This window comes from Pseudarthrobacter sp. R1, assembly GCF_024494415.1.
In the GTDB taxonomy this organism is placed as follows: domain Bacteria; phylum Actinomycetota; class Actinomycetes; order Actinomycetales; family Micrococcaceae; genus Arthrobacter.
This window is the reverse complement of record NZ_JAMKFI010000009.1, coordinates 1-24701: the sequence shown is the minus strand read 5'-3', so window position 1 is coordinate 24701 and position 24701 is coordinate 1. Positions and strand designations below refer to the sequence as shown.

General features: G+C 66.2%; 20 protein-coding genes. 13 read left to right on the top strand and 7 right to left on the bottom strand.

What is annotated here, in order from left to right:
- The first annotated feature begins 39 nt into the window (after positions 1–39).
- The 8 genes from M8J71_RS17430 (at position 40) to M8J71_RS17395 (ending at position 8559) form a co-directional block, all read left to right on the top strand.
- Entirely contained in the window at positions 40–1215 is a 1176-nt protein-coding gene (locus M8J71_RS17430; protein WP_256249054.1) for an ABC transporter substrate-binding protein, read from the top strand.
- A 281-nt stretch (positions 1216–1496) separates the two neighbouring features.
- Positions 1497–2516, top strand: coding sequence for a VOC family protein (locus tag M8J71_RS17425; RefSeq protein WP_256249053.1), 1020 nt, complete (start codon positions 1497–1499; stop codon positions 2514–2516).
- A 6-nt stretch (positions 2517–2522) separates the two neighbouring features.
- Positions 2523–3482 carry a fumarylacetoacetate hydrolase family protein gene (locus tag M8J71_RS17420; protein WP_256249052.1) on the top strand — a complete coding sequence of 320 codons (960 nt, stop codon included), beginning with the start codon at positions 2523–2525 and terminating at the stop codon, positions 3480–3482.
- Complete coding sequence (locus M8J71_RS17415) at positions 3479–4513, top strand: cyclase family protein (protein WP_256249051.1); 1035 nt, start codon at positions 3479–3481, stop codon at positions 4511–4513. The genes M8J71_RS17420 and M8J71_RS17415 overlap by 4 nt, the downstream gene beginning before the upstream one ends.
- 63 nt (positions 4514–4576) lie before the next feature.
- On the top strand, positions 4577–5701 hold the full coding sequence (locus M8J71_RS17410; RefSeq protein ID WP_256249050.1) for an FAD-dependent oxidoreductase: 1125 nt from the start codon (positions 4577–4579) through the stop codon (positions 5699–5701).
- Entirely contained in the window at positions 5698–6771 is a 1074-nt protein-coding gene (locus tag M8J71_RS17405; RefSeq protein WP_256249049.1) for an amidohydrolase family protein, read from the top strand. Before M8J71_RS17410 ends, M8J71_RS17405 begins: the two co-directional genes overlap by 4 nt.
- Before the next feature lie 11 nt (positions 6772–6782).
- The gene (locus M8J71_RS17400) at positions 6783–7781 is read left to right on the top strand and encodes a fumarylacetoacetate hydrolase family protein (RefSeq protein ID WP_256249048.1); all 999 of its coding nucleotides are present in this window, start codon (positions 6783–6785) and stop codon (positions 7779–7781) included.
- Between the two features lies 1 nt (position 7782).
- The gene (locus tag M8J71_RS17395) at positions 7783–8559 is read left to right on the top strand and encodes an SDR family NAD(P)-dependent oxidoreductase (protein WP_256249047.1); all 777 of its coding nucleotides are present in this window, start codon (positions 7783–7785) and stop codon (positions 8557–8559) included.
- 79 nt (positions 8560–8638) lie between these two features.
- Here the strand turns inward: M8J71_RS17395 and M8J71_RS17390 are convergent, their stop codons facing one another.
- Positions 8639–9214: a DoxX family membrane protein gene (locus M8J71_RS17390; protein ID WP_256249046.1), complete on the bottom strand. Its 576-nt coding sequence runs from the start codon at positions 9212–9214 to the stop codon at positions 8639–8641.
- A gap of 135 nt (positions 9215–9349) precedes the next feature.
- A complete protein-coding gene (locus M8J71_RS17385) occupies positions 9350–10312 on the bottom strand; it encodes a LysR family transcriptional regulator (protein WP_256249043.1) in 963 nt (320 codons plus the stop codon).
- A gap of 277 nt (positions 10313–10589) precedes the next feature.
- Between M8J71_RS17385 and M8J71_RS17380 the strand changes: the two genes are divergently transcribed.
- From M8J71_RS17380 to M8J71_RS17365, 4 genes are read left to right on the top strand one after another with little or no spacing between them, the layout of a single operon-like run.
- Positions 10590–11873, top strand: coding sequence for an MFS transporter (locus M8J71_RS17380; protein WP_256249042.1), 1284 nt, complete (start codon positions 10590–10592; stop codon positions 11871–11873).
- Between the two features lie 49 nt (positions 11874–11922).
- Entirely contained in the window at positions 11923–12597 is a 675-nt protein-coding gene (locus tag M8J71_RS17375; RefSeq protein WP_256249041.1) for a TetR/AcrR family transcriptional regulator, read from the top strand.
- A gap of 52 nt (positions 12598–12649) precedes the next feature.
- Positions 12650–14938: an alpha-L-rhamnosidase gene (locus M8J71_RS17370; RefSeq protein ID WP_256249040.1), complete on the top strand. Its 2289-nt coding sequence runs from the start codon at positions 12650–12652 to the stop codon at positions 14936–14938.
- The gene (locus M8J71_RS17365) at positions 14935–16722 is read left to right on the top strand and encodes a glycoside hydrolase family 3 protein (protein WP_256249039.1); all 1788 of its coding nucleotides are present in this window, start codon (positions 14935–14937) and stop codon (positions 16720–16722) included. Before M8J71_RS17370 ends, M8J71_RS17365 begins: the two co-directional genes overlap by 4 nt.
- On the opposite strand, the gene M8J71_RS17360 is transcribed toward M8J71_RS17365, so the two are convergent.
- From M8J71_RS17360 to M8J71_RS17340, 5 genes are all read right to left on the bottom strand, one after another.
- On the bottom strand, positions 16719–17939 hold the full coding sequence (locus tag M8J71_RS17360; protein WP_256249037.1) for an MFS transporter: 1221 nt from the start codon (positions 17937–17939) through the stop codon (positions 16719–16721). The two genes, M8J71_RS17365 and M8J71_RS17360, sit on opposite strands and share 4 nt — an antisense overlap.
- A gap of 184 nt (positions 17940–18123) precedes the next feature.
- A complete protein-coding gene (locus M8J71_RS17355) occupies positions 18124–19692 on the bottom strand; it encodes a GMC oxidoreductase (protein ID WP_256249036.1) in 1569 nt (522 codons plus the stop codon).
- A 16-nt stretch (positions 19693–19708) separates the two neighbouring features.
- Positions 19709–21190 (bottom strand): MFS transporter, encoded by a 1482-nt coding sequence (locus tag M8J71_RS17350; RefSeq protein ID WP_256249035.1) that lies wholly within the window; start codon positions 21188–21190, stop codon positions 19709–19711.
- 188 nt (positions 21191–21378) lie between these two features.
- On the bottom strand, positions 21379–22167 hold the full coding sequence (locus tag M8J71_RS17345) for a hypothetical protein (protein ID WP_256249034.1): 789 nt from the start codon (positions 22165–22167) through the stop codon (positions 21379–21381).
- A complete protein-coding gene (locus tag M8J71_RS17340) occupies positions 22164–23207 on the bottom strand; it encodes a Gfo/Idh/MocA family protein (protein ID WP_256249033.1) in 1044 nt (347 codons plus the stop codon). Before M8J71_RS17340 ends, M8J71_RS17345 begins: the two co-directional genes overlap by 4 nt.
- Before the next feature lie 103 nt (positions 23208–23310).
- Between M8J71_RS17340 and M8J71_RS17335 the strand changes: the two genes are divergently transcribed.
- Positions 23311–24573, top strand: a complete 1263-nt coding sequence (locus M8J71_RS17335) for an ROK family protein (RefSeq protein WP_256249032.1) — start codon at positions 23311–23313, stop codon at positions 24571–24573.
- The last annotated feature ends 128 nt before the right edge of the window (positions 24574–24701 follow it).

Sequence of the window (24701 nt, the reverse complement as noted above, 5' to 3'; positions counted from 1 at the left end):
AATCTCAACTCAGCATCCGCCCCAGCAAAGGAACTTCCAATGTCAGACCCCTCAAGCAAGAGTCCGGAACAGCCAGGCTCCACCCGGATCGTCGCCGGCCAGTCAGCCGCTCCCAAGCGCCCCCTCGGCCTGAAGATCGGCATCGCCGCCGGCATCCTGGCCCTGGTGGGCGGCGGCGCCGCCGTCGCCTCCGCCGTCAACAACAACGCCCCGGCAACGGTCCAGGAGACCGCGCCTGCCGGCAACCCCGCCGCCGAACTGAAGCTCGGCTACTTCGGCAACGTGACCCACGCCCCCGCCCTTGTCGGCGTCAGCCAGGGCCACATTGCCGATGGACTCGGGGACACTAAGCTGACCACCCAGGTGTTCAACGCCGGCCCTGCCGCCATCGAGGCCCTGAACGCCGGCGCCATCGACGCCACTTACATCGACCCGAACCCGGCCATCAACTCCTACGTTAAGAGCGCCGGCGAGTCGGTGCACATCATCGCCGGCGCGGCCGCCGGCGGCGCCCAGCTGGTGGTCAAGCCCGAGATTAACTCCGCGGCGGACCTCAAGGGCAAGACGCTCGCCTCCCCGCAGCTTGGCGGCACGCAGGACGTTGCGCTCCGCGCGTGGCTGGCATCCCAGGGCTACAAGACCAATGTGGACGGCAGCGGCGACGTGGCCATCAACCCCACCGAAAACGCGCAGACCCTGAAGCTGTTCCAGGACGGAAAGCTCGACGGCGCGTGGCTGCCTGAGCCGTGGGCCTCACGTTTGGTGCTGACCGCCGGAGCCAAGGTGCTGGTGGATGAGAAGGACCTGTGGGACGGTTCGCTGTCCGGCAAGCCGGGCGAATTCCCAACCACCATCCTGATCGTGAGCCAGAAGTTCGCGGCGGACCACCCGGACACCGTGAAGGCGCTCCTGAAGGGCCACGTGAAGTCGGTTGAGTGGCTGAACGGCGCGGCCGACGGCGAGAAGGCCTCTGTCATCAACGCTGCCTTGAAGGAAGCTGCCGGCGCCGAGCTGAAGGCGGACGTGATTGACCGGTCCCTGAAGAACATCGTGTTCACCGTGGACCCGCTCGCCGGAACCTACCAGAAACTCCTGGCCGACGGCGTCGCTGCGGGCACCACCAAGCAGGCCGACATCAACGGCATCTTCGACCTGGCCGCGCTCAACAGCGTTTCGGGCGAGAAAACCTCGGCCGCGGGGCTCGGCAAGGAGTAACGCACCGGCTGGCACGCTCTCTCACTTAACGCGCCATTTTCGCCAACGCTCTCTCACTTAACGCGCCATCCCGGCCGACGCTCTCTCACTCTCCTTAAGAAAGTGAGAGAGCGTTAGTGATTTAAGCGCGTTAAGTGAGAGAGCGTCGCATCTGGCAGGTATCAGCGCGACGGATAGTTGATATCAAAAAGCTCACCTTCCCCGAATATATGAAGTGCCTCACAGTAGTTACAGGACCTGCAACAACCAGTACCGCAGCCAGTAACCAGAAGGACTTCAACGTGGAAACTCCGCTCTCCCATCTTGCCCACCTCGAGATCACCACCCCGGACGTCGAAGCCTCGGCACGGTTCTACGAGGAAAAGTTCGGCATGCGCATCATCGACCGCGTGGACGGCAACGTCTACCTGCGCTGCTGGGGCGACTACTACCGCTACAGCCTGGTCATCACGGAAGGACCGGAAGCGTCCCTGGGCCGGATGGCCTGGCGCACCAACTCCCAGGCGGCCCTGGAAGCCGCAGCCGAGCGCGTCGAAGCGACCGGCGTGGAGGGCACCTGGACCGCTGGCGGCCACGGCTTCGGCAAGGCCTACGAGTTCACCGGCCCCTACGGCCACCACATGCGCCTCTTCTATGAAGTGGAGAAGTTCGTCGCCGAGCCCGGCTTCGAGTCCACCTACCCGGACCGGCCGGAACGCCGCAGCAGCCATGCTGCCGCACCCCGCTTCCTGGACCACGTCACGGTGGCCTCCTCCGATGTCCGCGGTTTCGCCAAGTGGTACAACGAGGCCCTCGGCTTCCGCGTTATGGCCTTTGTTGACCTGGACGAAGCACCCATCACCGTGTTCTCCGTGCTGACCACCAACGAAAAGTCCCACGACCTGGGCGTCGTCCTGGACACCTCCAGCCGCGCCGGCCGCGTCAACCACATCGCCTTCTGGGTGGACGCCACCGAGGACCTGCTCCGCACCGCTGACGTCATGATGGAAAACGGCACCCCCATGGAATACGGCCCCTCCATCCACGGCGTGGGTGAGCAGAACTTCCTCTACTTCCGCGACCCGTCAGGCCTGCGCGTCGAACTGAACTCCGGCGGTTACCGCAACTACGTCCCGGACTGGGACGCCAACACCTGGAAGCCATCCCTGGGCTCCAACAACTTCTACAAGAACGGTGCCATGCCGCACTCCATGACCGAATCCTTCCCGCCGGCCGAGGGCTTCACCGCCACGGAAGAAGGCGCCTCCGCCGAGATGAAGGAAGCCCTGCTCAACCCCTACGCCAAGCAGGGACGGGGCTAGAAAGATATGCCTGAAGCAACATATGCCCTCATCCGCTTCCAGGAAGCGGGCGACAGCAAGGCCCGCGCCGGCCTCCTGGTCCAGGACCGGGTCCTGCCGCTGGACGGGGACATCAACTCCCTGATCGAGCACTGGGACACCACCGAAGCCCAGCTGGACGCCCTCGCAACCTCCGCCGGCCAGGACGCCGGCCTGGCGCTGGCCGACGTCGAGGTCCTCGCCCCGGTGGAACCCGCCCAGGTCCTGCAGACCGGCGCGAACTACCGCAAGCACGTGATCGACCTCGCTGCGGCCCACCGCGAACCGGGCGAAGACGAAGAGGAAGTGCGCGCCAAGACGGCTGCCATGATGGACAAGCGCGCGGGCCAGGGCACGCCGTACTTCTTTATCGGGCTCCCGACGGCGATCGCGTCCGCCACGGACGACCTCACCCTGCCTGCCTACTCCAAGTCCCACGACTGGGAGCTGGAACTGGCAGCAGTCATCGGCAGGACCGCGTTCCGCGTCACCCCCGAGGAAGCCATGGACCACGTCTTTGGCTACACCATGGTCAACGACATCACCACCCGTGAATACGTCTTCCGCAAGGACATGCCGGCCATCGGCTCGGACTGGTACCGGGCCAAGAACGCCCCCGGATTCCTGCCCACCGGACCGCTGCTGGTGCCCGCCAAGTTCTTCGGTGACCCGCAGGACGTCCAGGTGACCCTGAAACTCAACGGCAAGGCCATGCAGGACGAGTCCACGCAGGACATGATCTTCGGCGTGGCCAAGCTGGTCAGCGAGGCGTCCCAGATCATGCCGCTGCGCCCGGGCGACCTGGTGCTCACCGGCAGCCCGGCAGGCAACGGCCAGCACTGGGGACGCCTGCTCCAGGACGGCGACGTTATGGAAGGCACCATCACTGGGCTGGGCACCCAGCTCATCCACTGCAAGGACGAAAACACAAGTGAAGGTGTCCAGTGACCACCCAGGACACACCAACCACCGCCACCGGGGAATCAACCGATTCCCCGGTGATCCGGCGTGAAGACCCGCTCGGCAGCATCCGCGCCATGGCCGAGGCACACAACAACTGGGGCCGCTGGGGCCAGGACGACGTCCTGGGCACGCTGAACTTCATCGACGCCGGCAAGCGTGTCGAAGCCGCGGCCCTGGTCAAGACCGGCGAAGCGTTCTCGCTGTCCCAGCCGTTCGACACCAACGGCCCGCAGAAAGGCTGGCGCCGCCGCACCAACCCCGTCCACACCATGACGGACACGGGCGTGGACGCCGAGCGCGGCAACCAGGGCTTCCCGCACGGCTTCGGCGGTGCTGACGACGTCATCGCCATGCCGCTGCAGTGCTCCACGCAGTGGGACGGCCTGGGCCACATCTTCGACCAGGGCAAGGCCTGGAACGGCCGCGCCGCCGGGGACGTGGTCACCTCCGAAGGTGACCTGGTGACCGGCATCGAAACCGCCGCCGCCAAGATCGTCACCCGCGGGGTGCTGCTCGACGTCGGCCGGGCGCTCGGCCCCGAACTGGGGAGGAACGACGGCGAACTGCCAGACGGATTCGCGATCACCCCCGAGCACCTCCAGCGGACCATTGACCTGCAGGGCCCAAGCTCAAAGGTGGGCCGGGGTGACATCGTAGTGATCCGCACCGGGCAGTACACCAGGGTCCGCCGTGACGGCTGGGGTGACTACGCCGGCGGTTCTGCCCCCGGCCTGTCCTTCACCACGGCGCCATGGCTGCACCGCTCCGAGATTGCCGGGATCGCCACCGACACCTGGGGCTTCGAAGTCCGGCCCAACGAGTTCGACGCCGCCTTCCAGCCCCTGCACCAGATTGCCATCCCCAACCTGGGCCTGTTCCTGGGCGAGATGTGGGACCCGGACGGCCTGGCGGAAGCGTGTGCGGCGGACGGCAGGTACGACTTCCTGCTGACCGCCGCCCCGCTTCCCATCACCGGTGCCGTCGGATCGCCCGTCAACCCGATCGCCGTCCGGTAGCTTTTCACTTAAAACAGCAACAAAACCACCAGCAGTAACGCCGTCAATACAAAGGAGTCAGCGATGGCAGCAGTACAGAACGTCGGAATCGTCGGGGCCGGAGCCGCGGGACTGACCGCAGCCATCCTCCTGGCCGATGCCGGAATCCAGGTGGAAATCCTCGAGAAGGCGGACGCACCGCAGACCCTTGGATCCGGAATCACCCTGCAGGGCAACGCCCTGCGGGTTCTCCGCCAACTCGGCGTCTGGGAGCAGGTCGAGGCGAAGGGCTACGGGTTCAGCACCCTGGGCCTGCGCGCCCCGGACCCCGCCGGCACCGTCATCGCCGTCCTGGAGGACATCCGGACCGGCGGCGATGACCTCCCCGCCACGATGGGCATGTACCGCCCGGACCTCACGGCCATCCTCCGCGAACGGGCCGAGCAGGCAGGCGCCCGCATCAGCTACGGGAAGACCGTCACCGGCATAACGGACGACGGCGGGTCCGTCACCGTGAGCACCGCCGACGGCGGCAGCACCACCTACGACCTCCTCATCGGCGCGGATGGCCTGCACTCGGCAGTCCGGAAGGCCATCGGCATCGAGGTTGAACCCCAGTCCACGGGCATGGGAATCTGGCGTGCCTTCGTGGAGCGCCCCGAGCAAGTGGTCCGCACGGACCTCACCTACGGCGGCCCCTGCTTCATCGCCGGCTACTGCCCCACCGGCCCTGACACCATCTACGCCTACCTCGTGGAGAAGGCCCAGGAGCGCAAGCACGAGGACGGCCCCCGCATCATGGCCGAACTCGCCGCGGCCTACGGCGGCCCCTGGAACGAGATCCGCGCCAACCTGGACCACAGTGCCCGCATCAACTACACCTGGTTCACCACGCACCTGGTGGACGGGCCCTGGAACCGCGGGCGAAGCGTCATCATCGGCGACGCCGCGCACAGCTGCCCGCCCACAATTGCGCAGGGTGCTGCCATGGCGATGGAGGACGCGGCTGTGCTGGCCGAGCTGCTCATCAGTGCCGACGACGTTACCGAGACCCTCTGGAAAGAGTTCACCGACCGCCGCCTGGACAGGGCAAAGGCAGTTGTCGACGCGTCGGTCCAGTTGGGCCAGTGGATGCTCGACGGCGTCCGGGATGCCAACGTGCCCGGCCTCATGCATTCAATCTCCAGCCTCGTTAAGGAACCGGCATGAACACCCGCGCCACGGAATCCCCCACCGTTGACGTCCACGCCCATATCCTGCTTCCGGCCCTGCAGCAGCTCGTGGCCGAGGCGGACCCCGAGGGCTTCGGCGCCCAGCAGGCCCTGGAGGTGCGGCGCAACGGACCCGAATCGATGGCCGCTTCGGGCCGGATGATCAAGGAGCGTTGGGCGCAGCTGACGGACCTGGACCGCCGGCTCGCGGACATGGACGCCCAAGGTGTGGACGTGCAGCTGGTCTCGCTGTCGCCGTCGCACTTCTACTACTTTGCGGGCGAAGAACTTGCCCTGCAGGTGGCAAAGACAGCCAACCAGGCTGTCCGCGGGTTCGTGGACCGCGCCCCGGAGCGGCTCAACGGCCTGGGCCTGGTCCCGCTCCAGCACCCCGCCCTGATGGTGGAAGCCCTGGAGCACGCCGTGCTTGAGTGCGGACTGCTCGGCGTCGAGATCGGATCGTTCGCCGCCACCCCGAACGATCCGGAGCGCAGCACCGTGGAACTCTCCGACCCCCGGCTGGAGCCGTTCTGGCGCCGGGCCGAAGAGCTGGGTGCATTGGTGTTCCTGCACCCGTTCGGCTGCTCGCTGGATGAGCGGCTGGACCGTTTCTACCTCGCCAACACGGTGTCCCAGCCTGCCGAGAACGCGGTGGCCCTGTCCCATCTGATCTTCAGCGGCGTCCTGGACCGGTACCCGGAGCTCAAGGTTGTGGCGGCGCACGGCGGTGGTTATCTGCCCACCACCTTGGGTCGCTCGGACCACGCGTGGAATGTTCGGCCCGAGGCACATGGCTGTGCCCAGCCGCCGTCGTCCTACCTGAAGAAGCTGTACTTCGACTCGCTCGTCCACAGCCCCGCTGAACTGAAGGCACTCGTGGCCGCAGCCGGTCCGGAGCAGGTGCTGCTGGGCTCGGACTACCCGTTCGACATGGGCTCCGACCTGCCGGTGGACGAGGTCCAGGGTGCCGGCCTTTCGTCCGACGGCGAGGCACAGGTTTTGGGCGGCAACGCACGCACCCTGGGCATCACGGCAGCGGCCGCCCTGACGTCCCGACCCACTGCTTAAGGAACACTCACATGGTCAAGATCGCACGCTGGAATTACGACGGCGGGACGCAGTCCGGCTTTGTGGACGGCGGAAACTGCTACCCACTGCCCGCCGGCCAGGGCGTCCAGACGCTGCTGGACGCCGGGCTGGATGAGACCCTGCGCGTTGCCCGGGACACCGTAGCTTCCGCCCCTGCCGTTCCGCTGGCGAAGGTGCAGCTGCTCGCCCCGCTGGTGCCCGCCACCATCCGGGACTTCGTGGCGTTCGAGGAACACGTTGAAGGCGTGCGGAAGAGCATCGACGGCGTGGCCGGCGTGGTGCCCGAATGGTACGAGGCGCCCACCTTCTACTTCACCAACCCGCACACGGTGACCGGCACCGGCGAGGTGATCGGCATTCCGGCGGGCTGCGAGGACCTGGACTTCGAGACGGAAGTGGCCGCCGTCGTCGGCCGCGTTCCGGGCAGCGACGGCCGGAACCTGACCGCCGCGGAGGCGCACCGGCACATCTTCGGCTACACAATCCTCAACGACTGGTCTGCGCGGGACCTGCAGCGCCGCGAGATGAAGGTCAGCCTGGGACCGTGCAAGGGCAAGGACTTCGCCAACACCCTGGGCCCGTGGATCATGACGGCGGACGAATTCGAGGACCGGCACGACGGGGAGGGGTTCCTGCCCATCTCAATGGCCGTAGAGGTGAACGGGCAGCTCATCGGGCAGGACCTGCTGTCCAATATGGGCTGGCCGTTCGCGGAGCTGGTGGCTTATGCCTCGCAGGACTCGGTGGTGCGGGCCGGTGACGTGCTGGGCTCCGGCACGTGCGGCAGCGGCTGCCTCGCGGAACTGTGGGGTCGCAACGGCGCCAAGACTCCCCCGCCGCTGACAACCGGCGACGTGGTGAGGATGACGGTGGAAGGCATCGGCACCATCGAGAACACGGTGGGCGCCCGGCGCGAGGCCGTGACCCGTGTGGCAGCCCGGGTCCGGCCCCGCAACCGGGTTGCCACTGCGGCTCCTTCCGGCGTCTAGCGTGGTTTCCCTCCACCTTGACGGCCGGACCGTGGTGGTCACCGGCGCCGGCCAGGGGCAGGGTGCCGCGGAAGCACGGCTGCTGGCGGAGGCCGGGGCACGGGTGATCGCCACGGATCTGACGGCGGACATGCCAGCTGGACTGGGCGCGGAGTCTTCGGTTTGGACCGGTGCCCTGGTGTACCGGCAGCTGGACGTGACCCATGCCTCCGGCTGGTCCGGACTCGCTTCATGGATCCGGTCGCAGGGCTGGCAGGTGGACGGGCTGGTCAACAATGCCGGGATCACACAGCGCAGCAGGCTCCTGGACGCTTCGGTGGCCGACCTCCAGAAGGTTTATGAAGTGAACGTGGCCGGCAGCCTGTTGGGGATTCAGGCACTGTCTCCGCTGATGCGCAGCGGCTCATCGATCGTCAATGTGGGCTCTGTTGCGGGGCTCACCGCCCACTATCCGGTGGCGTACACCGCGAGCAAATGGGCGCTGCGCGGCTTGTCCCAGGTGGCCGCGATGGAACTCGGGCCACGGGGGATCCGGGTCAATACCGTGCACCCCGGCTTTATCGAGACTCCCATGACGGCCGGTGCCAAACCGGAGTTCCGACAGGCCACGCTGGCCGAAACCCCGCTGGGACGTACCGGAAGCGTGGAGGAAGTGGCCGGCGTCGTGCTTTTCCTCCTCAGCCCGCTCTCATCCTTTGTGACAGGGGCCGAGATCCCGGTGGACGGCGGCCAGGCATCCCACGGCGGTGCGAAGTCCATCTCGGACGCCGTGCGCTGACTGCCCCCTATACATCCCAACTAGGTAGCGGGCCACCGCAAGAACTTAGACCGGCAGCACCGCCGACCAGTCCGGCGATTCAGCCCTCTTCCGTGGTGATGACCGCAGGAGCGTCTGCGGCCGGTGCCGCGCCGTCGGCTGCGAGGGTTTTGCGCCGTCGGGCAACCTGGATGGCGATGGCCGTGGGGATCACGGCCAAGGCGGTGATCCGCATCCAAGGCCGGTCAAGGACGTGGCCGGTGAGTGCATCCAGGGAGAAGGGACCGGAGCCGCCAATGGTGAAGGCCGCTGCTGCCAGGCCCAGCACGGCCGGGTACTCGAGGCCACCCTCTTGGGCGAAGAAGCCGTTCGGGGCGTGGACGCTGGCTGCCACACCCATGGTGGTGGCAGCTGCTGCGCCGGCGGCAGGGGTGGCCATCCCCAGGGCCAAGGCAAGCCCCGCTCCTGCTGCACCTACACCCGCGAGTACGGCACTGGGTTTTGCGGGGCGGAACCCCATGGCGTGCATGCCCTTGCTGGTGCCTTCAACGCCTCCCCCGCCGAACCAGCCGAAAAGTTTTTGGGATCCGTGGGCGATGAGCACGCCTCCCAGGCCCACCCGGAACAGGGTCTGTGCGGCGGCGGCCGCCTCAGGGCTGGTGGTTACATTGCGCATAACGGTCCTCCTTGGGGTTGCCCGAGTCGCTGCCCGGCTCGCTGTCAGCACGAGTCTACGGCTGCGCTCCCTCCCGGTCACGGGAGGAAGACCACACAGGGTACCCCCCTCCGGCAGGGGGTACCAGCCGCGGCTTTACGGGGCATCCGCCGCCTGGACATTCACGGTGTGGGCACTGACGGGGAAGAGTTCGTGGAGCCGGGCGCAGGAGCGCTGGACGACGGACCGCAGCCAGACGCTGGCCGGGTCCTCCGCTTGGGACGGGTGCCAATACATGGCCTCCACCAGGGAAGCTTCGGTGCCCTCGGAGAACTCCAGCACCACGATGTCCGCGCCACGCTGGGCCCGTGCGGCCAGCATCCGCGGGACCATCGCCACCAGGTCCGTGCCCTCGACCAGGAGCGGCAGGGACAGGAACCCGGCCACCACGGCAGCAACGCGGCGCTGAATGCCCCGCGACTCGAACAGCTTGTCCGCCGGGGTACTGATTCCCTCGCCGAAATAGCCGACGGCGTGGGGAACCGAGGCCAGGTCCGCCAACGTCAGCCGGGGCTGCTGGAGCAGGGGGTTCCCGGCGTCGGCAATAGCCACGAAGCTGTCGCGGAACACCTGCTTGCTGGCACCTTGCATCTGGTACCCGGTGGGCCCCACGAGCAGGTCGATCTTCGAATAGTCGGCCATCTGGCCCTGGATGCCGGTGCCGGCGGTGGGGACGAAATCCACTGACACGCCCGGGGCCTCCTCGCGCAGGATGCCGCGCAGTGGACCCACGATCAGCGCCGCCGCATAATCCGAGGCGGCGATAACGAACTCCCGCTCACTGGAGGCTGGGTCGAAACCGGACCGCACCCGCGTGGCCCGCTGGATGTGAAGCATGGCCTCATCAACCAGCGGGACCAGGGACTGCGCAAAGGGCGTGAGGTCAAAGGTGCGGCCGTTCCGTACCAGTAGTTCGTCGTCGAAATGGCGCCGGAGCCGGGCCATCGCCGCACTGGTGGCGGGCTGGCTGAGCTGGAGCCGCTCCGCTGCCCGGGAGATGTTCCGCAGTTCAAGCAGGACCTGCAGGTGGGGCAGCAGGTTCAGGTCCAGGTTCTTCACGCTCATAGCGTAGCCACTAATGGCGCGGAGGCTCGTAGCATGCGGTCCTGGCTCCGGCACATACGTTGCGGACGCTGCGGCATTCGGAACTGACTTTATTGCTGGCTTCAGAATCATCGCTGACGGATGGGCGGCTACTTGCGACGTTGTTTCACGTTTTTCAAAAACCTTCTTGTGGGATGGTTTTTAAGTTGCTAGGCTCAAGTCAGCAGGATCGAAACGATTCAAATTCTCCTGCTCCCCCCACTACGTAAGTGTGATTCAAAGGAGAGTCCCCATGAGTACCCTTGACCAAAAGGCCATCAACCGACACGGGTGGCGTGTCGCGTTTGCCTCGGGCCTTGCCTCCTACGTGGATGCGGGAGCCATCGCCGGAACCGGAACGGCCCTGGTGATCCTTCAGGGTTCGCTCGGCTTGACGCCAGCGCAGATCGGCCAGCTCTCGGCCCTGCTGACGATCATGATTGCCGCTGGAGCGCTGGTGGGCGGCCGCCTCGGCGACAGGTTTGGCCGGCGCCGGGTCTTCCTGGTGACGTTGAGCGTCTTTGTTGTGGCCGCTTTGGCCCTTATGCTCGCGCCCAGCGTTGCACTGCTTTACATCGGCCTGGCGGTGCTCGGACTCGCAGCCGGTGCAGACCTGCCGGTATCCATGGCAATGATCGCCGAATCAGCTCCTGAGGATAAGCGCGGAAAGATGGTGACCTTCACCCACGTCCTCTGGATGGCAGGCATCCTGGGCGTCATCATCATCAGCATCTTCTTCGGCAACGCCGGAATACTGGGCGCCCAGATCATCTACGGCCACCTGGCTGCTGTCGCACTGATTGCCGTCGCGCTGCGCTGGGGCATCCCGGAGTCCCGCCTTTGGAAGGAATCGCAGAACAGTCCCGCTGATGACGAGCGCGTTGACCTGCGTTCATTGCGGGCCCTCTTTGCCCCGAAACTCTTCGCCCCGCTGGCCGCCACGGGCCTTTTCTACGCCCTGGTCAACATCGCCGCAAACACCAACGGACAGTTCTCCACTGACCTTTTCGTGAACGTAGCCGGAGTGGATGTGGCAACCGCCTCCATGCTGGGACTTGGCATCCTGCTCCTCAGCGTGGCCGGGCTCTTCGTCATGATGCGTGTTGTGGACGGCTCACGGCGCCACCGCACCTTTGTCCTCGCAGCCATCCTTGCCCTGGTGGGACTGGCGGTCCCGCTCGTATTCGGCGTCACCGCCATCACCTTGGTGGTCATGGGAGTATTCGGAGCGCTCGGCGGCGCCGTTGCCGGTGAACCCATGTACAAGATCTGGTCACAGGAACTTTTCCCCACCAGCCACCGAAGCACCGCCCAGGGCATCACCATCGCCTTCGCCCGGCTCGTCGCCGCCGGCGCAGCGCTGGTCACCCCCCTGATCATCGCGGCCGGCCCGGCGCTGCTGTTCCTGTTCCTCATCATTACCTCCGGCGCGGCATACCTCATCGGCATTTTCTGGATCTTCCGGATGCGCACATTTTTGAAGGACGACGGCGGCATGGTCACCGCCGGGACCGCTCCCCAGAACGTCGCGGGATAGCCGGAAGATGGCCGCCACCCCAAGGAAGCCGACGCCGGAAGGTTAAGTTATGACGATGCAAACAGAGGCAAGCAAAGCTCCCGCCGAGCGTTCCAAACGCGTCCGCCGGACGGGCCCCTACAAGGCAGCGGATGCACGGCGCGGGGCAATTCTTGAGGCCGCCATCGAGCACTTCTCCCAGTGGGGCTACTTCAACTCCTCCATTCCCAGGATTGCCGCCGACGTCGGGCTGACGAAAGCTGGCCTGATCCACCACTTCGGCAGCAAGGAGGAACTCCTCTCGGCCGTCCTCGAACTGCGCGACCAGCGGGCGGTCGAGGCCTTCTACGCAGAAGACTTCCTGAACGACCCCATCCGGTACTTCCGGCAGATGGCTGCACAGACAGCCTTCAACGAGGGCCAGCCCGGGCTCACCCAAATGTTCACGGTCCTGGCAGCCGAATCGTCGAACGAAGAGCATCCCGCGCACGAATACTTCCAGCGACGCTACGCCAACATCATCGAGCTCTCATCGGGAATCCTCGACAACATGGTCGCTGCCGGGGCGCTCATCCCAGGTACTGACGTCCGTCACGTGGCCAGCGAGATTCTCGCCGTCGTGGACGGCTTCACCATCCAGTGGGCCCTGGCTAAAGCATCCACTTCACTGCACGACACGGTTTACGCCTACCTCGACAGACTCGCAAAGTCCATAACACCTGACGGCCGCGGACTTGCCGGCTGAGCCGGGCCGACTGCCCGGCGAAACCCCACTGCCTACGTACGGAAAGAAGCACATGACAGCACTACCCTGGTCTGCGGCAATGATTGCCGCCAATGAGGACTTCGACGGCGCCCCGCTCCTCCGCAAGGAGTTCTCCCTCACGGGCGGCCACGGAGCCCCGGTGAGGGCCACCCTCCGGGCAACCTCCTTCGGCGTCTTTGAAGCCTTCCTCAACGGCCAGCGGGTGGGGGATGACGTACTGAGCCCGGGCTGGAGCTCCTACGAATGGCGGCTGCGTTACCTCACCTATGACGTGACAGGACTGCTGCAGCCCGTCAACACCCTCGGCGCCGCTTTAGGGAACGGCTGGTACCGGGGCAACCTGTCCTGGAACGGCAATTCAGCGTTTTACGGCAAAGAGCTTGGCTTCTTCGGGCAGCTGGACATCGAGTTCGCGGACGGCTTCGTTCAGGCCGTCGGCACTGATTCGTCGTGGGAATCCGGTCCTTCGGCAACAACCGCGAACGACATCTACAACGGGCAAACCATCGACGCCCGCCGTGCAGGTACCCAGTGGGCACGCCCCGGCTACGCCGCCGGGTCCTGGGCGGGAGTCCATGCTCTCGAATTCGACGCGTCACGGCTGGCGGAGCCGATCGGTCCACCCGTTGTCCGGAACGACGTGGTCAAACCCGTCAGTATCCTGACGTCGCCCAGCGGCAAGACCATCGTGGATTTTGGCCAGAACCTGGTCGGCTGGCTCCGCTTCACCGTGCAGGGACAGCCCGGGGATGTCATTACCCTGCGCCATGCAGAAGTCCTCGAGGACGGTGAACTTGGCGTCCGGCCACTGCGAACAGCACAGGCCACCGACACCCTGGTCCTCTCCGGCGGACAGGACTTCTTTGAACCCACCTTCACCTTCCACGGCTTCCGCTACGCCGAGGTGACCGGCTGGCCCGGCAACCTGACAGCGGACGCCCTGGAGGCCGTCGTCGTCCATTCCGCCCTGGAACGCACCGGACACTTCGAGTGCTCCAGCGAGCCGGTCAACCAGCTGCACCGGAACATCGTCTGGGGCCTGAAAGGCAACTTCCTCGACCTGCCCACCGACTGCCCGCAGCGCAACGAACGCCTGGGCTGGACCGGGGACATCTCCGTCTTCGCACCCACGGCCGCGTACCTGTATGACGTCAAGGACTTCCTGCAGGACTGGCTCCAGGACCTGGCGGCCGAGCAGAAAGCCGCCAATGGACTGGTGCCCTTCACCGTGCCGGACATCCTCAAATACGAGGAGCACCCGAAGGAATTTCCCGCCCCCGAATCCACCGCGCTGTGGAGCGAGGCCGCGGTCTGGGTCCCCTGGGCGCTCTGGGAAGCCTACGGCGAGAAGGACGTACTGGCACGGCAATACGCATCCATGGCACAACACACCCGGCGCGTCGAGGGCCTGCTCTCGGAAACCGGGTTGTGGGACCAGGGCTTCCAGTTCGGTGACTGGCTGGACCCCGACGCGGACCCCGACCAGCCGTGGAACTCAAAGGCTGACAACGGCGTGGTGGCCACGGCCTGCCTCTACCGGACTGCACGCATCACAGCACAGACTGCCTCACTTCTGGGGCACGACGGCGATGCCCGCCATTTCGAGGACCTCGCCGAACGCGTCCGTGCCGCATTTAACGGTCACTACATCGGCCCGGCCGGGACCATCCTGAGCGACTGCACCACCGTCTACGCCCTGGCGCTTGCCTTCGAGGTCCTCGACAGCGAAGAGAAGCGGGCTTTTGCCGGGAACCGCCTGGCCGAGCTTGTGGCCAAGAACGGCTACCGGGTGTCCACCGGATTTGCCGGTACACCCTTCATCACATGGGCGCTCTCGGAGTCAGGCCACATCGAGGACGCCTACCGGCTGCTCCTCGAAGAACAGTGCCCGTCCTGGCTCTACCCGGTAACGATGGGAGCAACCACCGTCTGGGAACGCTGGGACTCAATGCTGCCCGACGGCACCATCAACCCAGGCGAAATGACCAGCTTCAACCACTACGCCCTGGGTGCCGTGGCCGACTGGCTCCACAAAGTTGTCGGCGGCATCCGCCCCCTCGAACCAGGCTACGCCAAGGTCGTCTTCGCACCCCGGCCCGGCCCGGGAATCGACTGGGCCAAAACGTCCCTCGCCACACCCCGCGGCACCGTGGCAAGCGAATGGCACCTGGCTCCTGAAGGGGAGCTGATACTCAACGTGACGGTACCGGACGGCGTCACCGCCGACGTCGATCTGCCGTCCACACCCCGGCGAACGGTCGGGGCGGGCACCCACACGTTCACCACAACAGGCCTGGCCCTGGCAGGAGACTCGAAATGACGCACACGGCCCTCGAACCCGCGTACCTGGACGCATCGCGGCCAATCGCGGAGCGCGTCAACGACCTGCTGGCACGCATGACCCTGGAAGAGAAGGCCGGACAGATGTTCCACGCCATCTCCTTTGGCGGGGCAGACGTGGACCCGGAAACGCAGCGACTGATCACCGAAGGCCAGATGAGCCACTTCAACGTGCACCAGCTCCCTGATGCACGCAGCGCAGCACGCTGGCACAACCGGATGCAGGAACTCGCATCCGGGACCCGGCTAGGGATCCCCATCACGGTGTCCACCGACCCCCGGCATGCGTTTGCGGAAAACCAGGGTGCTTCATTTGCTGCCGGCTTCTTCTCCGCCTGGCCCGAGCCCATCGGCATGGCCGCGCTTGGTGACCCCGAAACCGTGCGGCGGTTCGCTGACACCGCCCGGCAGGAGTACCTCGCCGTTGGCCTCCGCGCAGCGCTGCACCCCACAGTGGACCTGGCTACGGAACCCCGCTGGGCCCGGCAGTACAGCGGCTTCGGGCAGGACCCGGAGCTGACCGGAAAGCTGGCCGCGGCCTACCTCGAAGGGTTCCAGGGCAATACAGTCGGCAGCCAGAGTGTCGCGTGCATGACCAAGCATTTCCCCGGCGGCGGACCCCAAAAAGACGGTGAAGATCCGCACTTCCCGTACGGCCGGGAGCAGGTTTACCCCGGCGGCAGGTTCGAGGACCACCTGCTGCCCTTCCGGGACGCCATTGCGGCCGGGACCAGCGCGATCATGCCTTACTACGGCATGCCGGTCGGGCTCAGCCGCAACGGCGAACCCATCGAGGAAGTGGGTTTCGGGTTCAACCGCCAGATCATCACGGGGTTGCTGCGCGGGGAACTGGGCTACGACGGTGTCGTATGCACCGACTGGGGTCTCCTCCACGACGTCAGCCTCTTCGGCCTGGACCTGCCGGCCAGAGCCTGGGGCGTGGAGCGCCTCTCCGTCGAAGAGCGCATGATCAAGGTCATCGAAGCAGGCTGCGACCAGTTCGGTGGCGAATCCTGTCCCGAAATCCTCGTAGGGCTCGTTAAGGCCGGACGCATTACCAGCCAGCGCATCGATGAATCCGTCCGGCGCCTGCTGCGGGTGAAGTTCGAGCTTGGCCTCTTTGAAAACCGCTATGTGGACGAGGACGCCGCAGCGGCGCTGGTGGGTAACGCGCAGTTCCGGGAGGAAGGCCTCAAGGCCCAAAGCCGGTCCGTTGTGGTCCTCAAAACCTCCGAAGGCATCCTTCCCCTCCAGCCCTCCACACGCGTGTACGTGGAGGGCATGCCGGCCGACAGCATCCAGCGCCGCGCCTCCGTTGTCGCGACCCCGGAGGAGGCAGACCTTGCCCTGGTCCGCCTGGACGCTCCTTTTGAGCCGCGGAACGATCTGTTCCTCGAGGCCATGTTCCACGCCGGAAGCCTCGAATTCGATGACGCCGCAGTGGAGCATCTTCAGGAGTTGGCGGCCCAGGTTCCTGTTGTGCTCGTCGTGAACCTGGACCGCCCGGCCATCCTCACGCCGCTGGAACCGCACTGCTCCGCCGTGCTGGCCACCTTTGGCGTGTCAGACGAAGCCCTTATCAGGGTCCTGGCGGGAACCGAAACGCCGGAAGGCCGGCTGCCGTTCGAATTGCCGCGCTCAACCGAAGCGGTCCTCGGGGCGCAAAGCGATGTCCCGGGCGGTACCCGGGACCCGCTGTACGCCTACGGCCACGGGCTGGGAAGCCTGACCCAAGCGGCAATCTCAGTGGACATCCGCTTTTAGTGGCTGGCGGGCACCATCCTGGGTCCCCGGAACAGGACAGCCAGGAGGGCCACGGCGCAGGCGATGCCCAGTCCACCCAGGGCCATGCTGAGGCTGCCGGCTGCCGCCGCGGCCGCGCCGAGGACGATGGGGGTCAGGAACTGGCCGATGAACAGCGTGCCGGTCCAGATGCCGGTGCCCCGCCCGCGCTGCTGGAATTCAAGGCCGTTCACGGCCCAGGTCAGCAGGGTGGGCAGCAATACGCCTGTCCCGGCACTGGCGATGACGGCGCCAGCTATTGCCAACGGCACGCTTCCCGCGACGGAGACCAGGGAAAGTCCGACGGCGGCCAGCCCGAAGGCGAGCGCCAGCAGGTTCCGCGTGCCCAGCTTGGCCAGGAAGCGGAAGGAGATGGCGCCTGCCGCCGTTGCCAGGGACGCGATGGCTGCGGCGAGTCCAATGAGGGCTGCATCGCCCACGCCCAGCCCGGTGATGACGTAGGGCAGGTGGACGATGAGCGCATAAAAAACGATCCCGCCGAACAGCGTCACTGCGGCCGGGGCACCGATCTGCCGCCATGGCACCGGCGTCTTTTCCGCCGTCGTGCGCTGGCTCTTTGCCGGCTCCCACAGCTTGAAAACCATGGGGATAACGATCACGGCGCTGACCGCGTAGAGCCAGAACGGCGTCCGCCAGCTGATGCTGCCCAGGGCGCCGCCGAGGGCGAAGAACGCGGTGGCGGCGAGCGCGCTGACCATGGTCTGCAGGCCCAGGTATTTGTTCCGCTGTTCGCCTGCGTAGTAGTCGGTGATGAGGGTGGTGCAGCAGGTCATGATGGCGGCTTCCGCGATCCCGACGCCCACCCTGGACAGTGCGATGGACTCGAGGGTGTTCAGCCAGAGCGGCGCCGTCCCGAACGCGGCGTAGGCCAGCATGGCGAAGACCAGCAGCTGCTTGCGGCCCACGCGGTCGGCAACATAGCCGGCCAGTGGGGAGAAAAGCGCCACGAACAACGCGGGCAGCGTGAGGGTGAGCGGCACCAGGATGGCAACGCCCGGGGTGTCCGCGAACGCCTGGTTCAGGGTGGGCAGGATGGGTGCCAAAAGGACGGCGCCCAGCACCGGCATGCAGCTGCCGGCGACCAGGAGGGCCGCCTGCAGCCGTCCGGCCTTTCGAGTCCACGAGGGGCCCGAGGCCTCATTCCTGGTCTCGGTACCCGTGAGCTGAATATTCTCCATTGAATCTTCCTTAGCCTCTGATGGTCACGGAGGGTTTCAGCGCGGTTCAGGCGCTGGAAGTGACTTCCCTCACTGTGACAACCCTTGGACTATCGGGGAATCATGGATTTGGGATAGCTGGTATCCACGGGACGGATGGGTGGAACGTCAGGGACCTCAGGGCGACAACCGGACCGGAAGCGTGTCAGGACCCCAGTTCCTCCGCAACCTTCCGGGCGCCGCGGACCGCAATGGCCACACTCATCAAGGTGGGGTTCATCGCCGTCGCCGTCGGAATGAGCGCATTGCCGCCCACCACCAGGTTCTCGTAGCCCCACACCCGGGACCACGGATCCGCCACTGACGTGCCGTCGTCGTTTGCGCCCATCCGCATGGTGCCCTGGTAGTGCAGGCTGGAGCCGTTGGGCATCAGCCTGGGCTCGGCAACAAAGACACCGAGGGCCTTGCCGGCGCGGCGCAGCCGCTCAGTGGCCTGGGCGATCTCCGTTTCCTCCCGCTCAGTGAGCGCATAATCGATGGTCATGTTCGGGAAACCGCGGTAGTCCGGCTCGTTGTCGTCGAAGGTTACGGCGTCCTCGTAGCGCGGGTGCTTGCGCAGGCCGTAGCCCATGTTGACGTAGCCCCAGCGGTTCTCCGCGTACGGGGTGCCCGGCTCCATGGGGAAGGGCGTGGTCTCGGTATACATCACCTGGACCGAGAAGGGGTGCTCCGGCTCCGAGAACGGGATGCGGTTCACCGCCGCCACCGGGTCGGCGGAATTCAGCGCGCGCCTGGCCAGCTCACCCTTGAGGTCCTCCTCCGTGGCGAACCGCCCCATCTTCTCTGCATCCAGGGCCACCGTGGAGATGACCACGGGATGCTCGGTCAGGTAGTGGCCCAGGGCTTGCGGCCGGACGCCCGAGGCCCACAAAAGCTGCGGCGAGCGGAAGGCATCCGCGGCCACCACAACGATGTCTGCCGCCACAAAGGACGTTTCCCCCGTCCGGAGATCCTGGACGGTGACCCCGGTGACCCGCCGCCCGTCCAGTTCCACCCGGCGCACCAGGGTGAGATCGCGAAGTTCGAACTGCTTCGAAAGCGGACTGTCCTTGTCCACGAGCGGGCCAAGGACGACGTCGGCGCCCGCCCAGCGCACGGACCCGTCAGGCTGCGGATCCCCGGCTACGGGAAGGGTGCCCACCCCATAACCTTCCGGCAGTTCCGCACCGAACTCTTCATCGAGGAGGTACCGGATGGCTTCGCCCACCTTCGAATCCGCAAATGCGGCACTGTGGACGTGCAGCAAATGCTTGGCGTCCCCAATCAGGCCGTCCCACTCGTCGTCGGCGATGAAAGGGATCTTTTCGCTGAAGGCGGGCGACGGCGTCGCGCAGGTCCAGTGGGCGCCCTGGCCGCCCACGTTGGTGGCCGCAGCCGCGGCCGGGAAGGAGGGGGCGTGGGCGGAGCCCGCACCGCCAAAGTCCAAAAGGTGGGTGCCCTGCCGGGCCGTGAACATGCCTTCCGTGACAGTGCCTGCCGGAATGCCAAGCGATTCCCGGTAGGCGCCGGCCTGCGGCCCCTGGGACATTTCCCGGGCGCGCGCCTTCTCGGCAGGATCGGGGATGTTACGCACGCTCCCGCCGGGGACGTCCGTGAGCTGCGGCCCGGCTTCGAACATCACCACCCGCGCGTTCGGGACCTGCTCCAGGAGCACCCGGGCATAAGTGGAACCGATGGGTCCGCTGCCGACGATGGCAATGGTGGGGTTGGACATGATGTCTCCTTTGAAATCAGGCCGAGAGGGATTCGGAAGTGGTGGTGAAAGCGGGAACGGGGTCGTCGGAGAGGCGGCCGTGCGGAAGCAGGACAGCGGCGACGATTCCCACGGCGTAGGTGGCCGCCAGGGCAATGAAGATCGGCGTGAAGACTGAGCTGTAGATCTGGGCCACGCTGGCCTGGACTTCCGGTGCGGCTGCGTGCACCAGCTGCGGCGTCAGCGTGGAAGCATCGAGGCCTGCCGGCAGGAGGGCGGCCACGCCGAAGCCAATCACTCCGCCGATGACCGCCGTCGCCACTGTGGACCCCACCTGCCGCACGAGGTTGATGGTGGCCGTGATGGTGCCGGTCTGGCTGGCTGGGGCGGCGCCCTGGACTACGGCCACGATCAGGCTCATAAACGCGCCGGTGCCCATTCCCACGACGGCCATCACCATCATGGGCACCCACAGCGGAAGGCCCGCTGGCAGCATGGCCATCACCAAAAGCCCGGCGGCCCCCATTATGGTTCCCACGATCGGGAAAATCCGGTACTGCCCTGTGCGGCTGGCCAGCCACCCGGTCAGCAGGTTGCTGACAAGCATGCCGAACACCGTGGCGATCGGAACGAGGCCGGACACGGTGGCCGTGGTCTGGTAGGCCATCTGGAAGTACGTGGGCAGGTAGGCGGTGATGGAGAAGAGGCCGACGCCGATAATCGCCGAGAGTGCCGTACCGGCAGCGATGGTCCGGTTGGCGAAGAAGTGGAGCGGCACGATGGGTTCGGGTGCACGCCGCTCGATAAAGAAGAACGCCACAAAGCCGGCGATGCTGACCGCGAGCGCAGCAGCTGTGGCGGCGCCTGCATTGCGCTCTGCTGCCCAGGTGACTGCGAGTACGAGGGCCACCAACGAGGTAGTGAATACTGCCGCCCCGGCAACGTCAAAGTGGCGGGGCGCAGGGCCGGGCTCCAGGTGCGGCACAGCAATCAGCGCAAGGGCCAGGGCCGCCGCGCCAACGGGGATATTGATCCAGAAAACCCACTGCCAGCCCCAGTAATCAGTGATGGCGCCGCCAAGGACGGGGCCCACCAGGATGGCGATGGGGAAGGCCGCGCCGATGATGGCCATGTAGCGGGGCCGTTCCCGCTGGCTGGTGACGCGGGCAATGATCGTCTGGGACATCAGCTGCAGGCCGGCGGAGCTCATGCCCTGCAGGACGCGGGCGGCAATCAGCCACGCCATGTCCGTGGCGAAGCCGCAGGCCAGGGACGCGGCGAGGAACATCACCAGCGAACCGATGAAGATCCGCCGGGCGCCCAGGACATCACCGAGCTTGCCGAGTACCGGCAGCAGCACGGTGCTGGCGAGGGTGTAGCCCACCACAACCCAGCTCATGAGCGTCAGAGCGCCCAGTTCACCGGTGATGGTGGCCAGCGAAGTGGACACCACTGTGTGGTCCAGGGCCCCGAGGAAGGAGACCGAGAGCAGGGAGACAACAAGGAGACGGAGTCTCAAAGGCGAAAGTGGCATAGTGATCTACCCGAACGATCGGGCCGTCGACGCGACGTGGTGTGCCTCCGGCGCACCATCACACCGGAGAACGGGTCCGGAAGGAACCCCGGCGCCGTTATCCATGATACTGCACTTTAGTCAGAAAACAACATAAGAACGTGTGATTCACACATGTGGGTGAGACGCCCTGCCTAGGCATCGCGCAGGGCCCGGGCCAGGGCCATGTCCTGCAGCAGCTCCTCCAGGTCGGCTGCCGGCTCACCGGACAAGCAGGCGTCTATCGCCCGGCGAAGGGCCAGGCGCGCCGAGGACTCATAGCGTGCAGGAGCGCGTAAGGTCCCTTCTTCGGTGACGGTCTCCACCCGGGTCAGCCCGGCGGGCTGGTCGACGGTTACTTCCGTCCGAACCTCCCCCAGGGCCAGCACCTGGAGCAGGCCTCCGGCGCGGAGGCCACCGATGGCGGTTGCCGAAAGGGTGGCGGGGGCAGAACAGGCGCCCTCCGAATCCAGCAATGCAATCCTGCCCTGCGGCGCGGCAATGCCCGCGCGCAGCGTCAGGGACGCCCCGGCCAGGGACCGCGCCCAGCCGAAGCCATCGAGGATGACGCCGTCAAGGCCGGCGGCCGGACCGGCACATTCGACGGTGACCAGGCGGGCCGCACTGCCTCGCCTTGCCCGGACCGCATTGGCCACAACATCGGGACGCAGCCGGGGGCGTTCAATGATCACCGGGATGTCCCCGGGCCACCGCTCCGACTCAACGGCTCCCCGCGGCAGGACAGCAGGATCCGCCAGCACCACCGCCGAAGCTCCCCCGGCACGGGCGGCGAGTATGTCCTGCCACCAATTCCCGGCTCCTGGCACCACCACAACGGCACCACGCATGTCCTCTGTGAGTGCAGCGCTGACGGGAAGCTCAGCAACAGCGGCAGTGTAGGCGGGCAACGCAGTGAAGACGCAGAATGCACCGTCCCGGCTCATTGCGGCACCCCTTCCAGGACTTTGGCTGCCGCAGCATCGGCGAGCCCGATGGCAAAATGCGCGTCAGCCAGCAGTTCGTCGTACTCCACGGGGGCGTCACCTTGCAGGAGCGAGGCCAGCAGGCGCCACTCTGCCACGTAGCCGTCTTCCTCGTCCCGCGGATACTCCGTCCAGTGCCCGTCCACGCTTCGCACCCGGATGGCAGCGCTTCCGGCATGGACAAAGGCGGGCGGAAAGTTCACCTCGATGCGGTCATGGGTGGTGGCGATGCTCATCCGCCAGAGGGCATCCGGCCCCTCAGGAAGCATAGTGAGTGCCAGTTGGACCAGGACTCCGCCGGTCCGATACCCCACGAGGTAGCCAATTGGCGCAACGATTCTTGCGTAGACGATTTCATCGACGCCGGGCGCGATGTCCCGCACGGCAGGAAGATCATGGATCGCGAGCCCGGTCAGCAACTGGCGCAGGATGCCTGCCGCCACCGCGGGGTTGCCAAGGCCGGGGGGCCCCCGCCGGGCAGGATGCAGGGAACCGCCCTCGGCCACCAGCCGGTGGTACCTGTCATTCGGCGGCAGCGCCAGCGTCACGGAGACGGCCTGCACGCGGCCCTCCAAGGCGACAAGATAGTGCTTTGCGCGCCCCCACGCAGCATCAAACAGGTGGTTCGTTCCCACCAACAGGAGCGTGCCCGCGGCCCGGCATGCAGAAATGACGTCATCGGCTTCCTCCCTGCTGGTGGCCAGCGGTTTCTCGCAGAAGATTGCGCGCTTTCCGGCCGCTACCGCGCCGAGGATCTGGCGGGCATGTTCACCGGGCGGGCTGCAGACGGCCACCACATCCACCGCCGGATCGGCGAGGAGGTCCGCCTCCCCCTCCGACCAGCGTGCGCCAAGCCTTTCCGCAAGCACCCGCGCACGGCCACTACCGGCGTCGGCAATATGGACCACCTTGTACAGATCCCCCACGCGTCCCAGCACCGGCAAATGCAGCGCCGCAACGCCCGGCCCCGCTCCGAGTATCCCCACACTCCAAGGCATCATCGCCTCCTCACTTTTGTCTCTATTATTCCTAAGTGAGGACGCTTCTGGCTATAGTCGCGCTTATCCGCACCTTAGTGGGCTTATCTATGTGAGAATTGTTGCCATGAGCACAGACTCCACCCTCCGCTTTGGGGCACAGACGGATGAAGTGACGAGCCTTCTGCGGATCGTCAACCTGGTGCGAACGGGCGAGGCCACCACGCGGCCCGAAATCGGCAAGGTTACCGGACTCGGCAGGGGTGTCGTCAGTCAGCGCGTGGATCAGGCCATCTCCATGGGTTTCCTCGGCGAGGGCGAGTTCGGGGCCTCGTCCGGCGGCCGCGCACCCCGGACCCTCCGCTTTCGCGCGGAGCAGGGACACATCGTCATCTGCGCCCTTGGAGCAGCTCACATCAGGGTCGGCGTAGCAGCGCTCGACGGCGACATCCTGGAACACACGCACCGCACCTGGGATATCGCGCAGGGTCCGGAGAAAACCATCGATGCGGTCATGGCCCTCGTGGAGAAAGTACTCGGGCAACACCCCGACGTGCCGGTCTGGGGCGTAGTGGTGGGCCTTCCCGGACCAGTGGACTTCGCCTCGGGACAGCCCGTGGCACCTCCGATCATGCCCGGATGGAACGGCTTCGACGTCCGCACCCCCTTCGAGGAACGGTTCAAGGCGCCCGTGTGGGTGGATAACGACTCCAACCTGCTTGCCCTTGGCGAACGCGCCCGCCGGCGCGACTCGCTCGCGGACCTCATTTACTGCAAGATCGGCTCGGGCATCGGAGCCGGCCTGCTGTCCAAGGGCCGGATCCACCGCGGCGCCAACGGTGCCGCAGGCGACATCGGCCATGTCCGGGTGTCCGACTCCGATGCCCAATGCCGCTGCGGCAAGACCGGCTGCCTGGAAGCCGTTGCCGGCGGCTGGGCACTGGTCCGGGACGCGGAAGAGGCCATCAAGGAAGGCGTCACCACCTCCCTTGCCGCGCCGGCGAAGAAGGGAGTGCTTTCCCTCGAGGAGATCACCCGTGCAGCCCAGGCGGGGGACTCCCTGGCCATCACCCTCGTCCAAAAGTCTGCGCGCGTGGCCGGCGAGACCATCTCAGCCCTCGTGAACATGTTCAACCCCGGCGTTATCGTCATCGGCGGCGCCATGGGATCGGCCGGCGAGGTTTTCCTTGCCGAAGTGCGCCAACGCGTCTACGAACTATCCCTGCCACTGGCCACCCGCGACCTCACCATCACCCTCTCCGTTAACGATGAGCGCGAACCGCTGCGGGGAGGGGCTGAACTGGCCCGCGAGCAACTGTTCGATATCACCTTCCCGCGCTGGTTCGCGGACGGACGGCCGTCGCCGGAACGGGTCGCCCTTTCCGCCTAGGTGTATTGACCACGGACGTTAGGAACATGCGGCGTGGTTAGGTGACAAAAAGAAGACCTCCAAGTGGAGTGGGGCTTGTCTAGAGTCCGAACCACAAGGAGGTCTTCAATGTCCCATGCTAACGCGCT